This window comes from Desulfofundulus luciae (genome assembly GCF_030813795.1).
GTDB classification, from domain to species: domain Bacteria; phylum Bacillota; class Desulfotomaculia; order Desulfotomaculales; family Desulfovirgulaceae; genus Desulfofundulus; species Desulfofundulus luciae.
This window is the reverse complement of the sequence record NZ_JAUSUX010000060.1, coordinates 1-1,854: the sequence shown is the minus strand read 5'-3', so window position 1 is coordinate 1,854 and position 1,854 is coordinate 1. Positions and strand designations below refer to the sequence as shown.

Below are 1,854 nucleotides of genomic sequence, written 5' to 3'. Positions count from 1 at the left end.
CTTATCCGCCGCTATCTCACCGCAGGCGTCATGATGAACGGAGTGGTCATAGAGACGGCAGAAGGGACGCCGCAGGGTGGACCTTTAAGCCCGCTTTTGGCTAACATCCTACTGGACGACCTGGACAAAGAACTGGAAAAGAGGGGCCACAAGTTTGTCCGTTATGCCGATGACTGTAACGTATATGTCAAAAGCAAGCGGGCGGGGGAAAGGGTCATGGCCAGTATCCGTAAGTTCCTGCAGGAGCGGTTGAAGCTCAAAATTAACGAGCAGAAAAGCGCGGTAGACCGGCCGTGGAAACTGAAATTCCTGGGGTTTAGCATGTATAAAGCCAAAACAGGGCAAATCCTTATCCGCCTGGCACCGCAAACCATCAAACGGGTGAAGATGAAAATCCGGGAAATAACCTCCCGGAATAAACCCGTAAGCATGGCTGAGCGCATAGAGCGGTTAAACGCTTATTTGGGCGGGTGGATGGGCTACTTTGCCCTGGCCGAAACGCCCAGCATTTTCAAGAACCTGGAAGGCTGGATGCGGAGGAGGCTGCGCATGTGCCTCTGGAAGCAGTGGAAGCGAGTGCGGACAAGGTACCGCGAGCTACGTGCACTGGGACTGCCTGAATGGGTAGTACATGAATTCGCCAACGCTCGCAAAGGGCCATGGCGGATGGCCCACGGGCCAATGAATAGAGCCCTGGGCAACGCCTACTGGCAATCCCAGGGCCTGATGAGCTTAACCGAACGCTACTCTTATCTTCGTCAAGCTTGGTGAACCGCCGGATGCGGACCCGCATGTCCGGGGCCAGCCAGACGGCTTGTCCGGGTTTGAGTTCGGAACGCAGGGGACAATATGCCTCTCGCTGGGCCGCCAGAAAGTCAAGCATAGCGTTGGCCCGGGCGGTTCCAACTCCGGCTTCACCGGTAAGGAATTCCAGGAGCGGTTTCCGCACAGCGGACGGGACCGATACCTCACCAGGGTTGGGGTGGTGAATCGGCCTGACTCGAATCTGGCGGGGGTCGATGAGCCGGGCGCTGTCTGGCATACGCATTCGTTTGCAGCCACCTGGCTCCCACCTTGGCAGGAGAGCTCGGGGATTGACGAGCCGCCACACGTCTTCCAGGCCACTCTGCGGGTCCACCTGCCTCAATACATCCAGCGTCGCTTGTTCGACCCGGGTCTTATGGCGGATAAACGCCCGATCCTCGGCTAAGTGTTTGGCCCATTCCGGTTTCGGCAATGGGAGAGCAACCTGCCGACCGCGGTACTCAACAAGCAATTCACCGGGTTTGACCCGTTGAACCCCATGCTCGGCCTCGAAAGCGTCCATGGCCACATTGAAGCGTTCTACAAGGGTCTCGGCAAGCCAGGACTCATTGGCCAGGTCAAAGCGAAGAGCGACTTCCAGTTTCTGCGCGGTGACCAAATCCTTGTCCAGAAGGGTTTTGTAAATTCGTGGACCCTTCCGCGACTTTTCCAAATATTCCGCCCCCTTTGTTACCCCTTTTTGAGGTTTTGGCTTTCGAACAGGCGGTTAAGTTGCATGAGCATGAACTGGTAATCGGGCGTGTTGTACTTGCGGTAGAGGGAGGCGTGTTTCTCCACCAGCTTCATGGAGCAGCCGATGGTCTTGCGAATGAGAGGCAGCGGCATGCCGCGCTCCAGCAGTCCCACTACCTTGGCGAAGGTAAGCAAGTAGTTCTCAATACTAGAATAGCTATGGCCGGTCCGTCGTACAATTTCCGTCTCGGTGTAGCCCAGGATGTAGATCGTAAAATAGAATTGACCCCCGATCGTCAAATAAAACTGACCCACCCTATGATAAAATCTCCCTCGAGAGGGGGAGGCAAAAGAGGT

The 1,854-nt window shown here is 56.0% G+C and carries 2 protein-coding genes; one reads left to right on the top strand and one right to left on the bottom strand.

Features of this window, described 5'->3' with window-relative positions; genetic code table 11:
• The coding region (locus J2Z49_RS14670; protein WP_307403928.1) for a group II intron maturase-specific domain-containing protein at positions 1-771 on the top strand (771 nt) is incomplete at its 5' end.
• Between the two features lie 723 nt (positions 772-1,494).
• Here J2Z49_RS14670 and J2Z49_RS14665 read toward each other — a convergent pair.
• The gene (locus tag J2Z49_RS14665) at positions 1,495-1,797 is read right to left on the bottom strand and encodes a DUF1670 domain-containing protein (protein ID WP_307403926.1); all 303 of its coding nucleotides are present in this window, start codon (positions 1,795-1,797) and stop codon (positions 1,495-1,497) included.
• Positions 1,798-1,854: the final 57 nt, after the last annotated feature.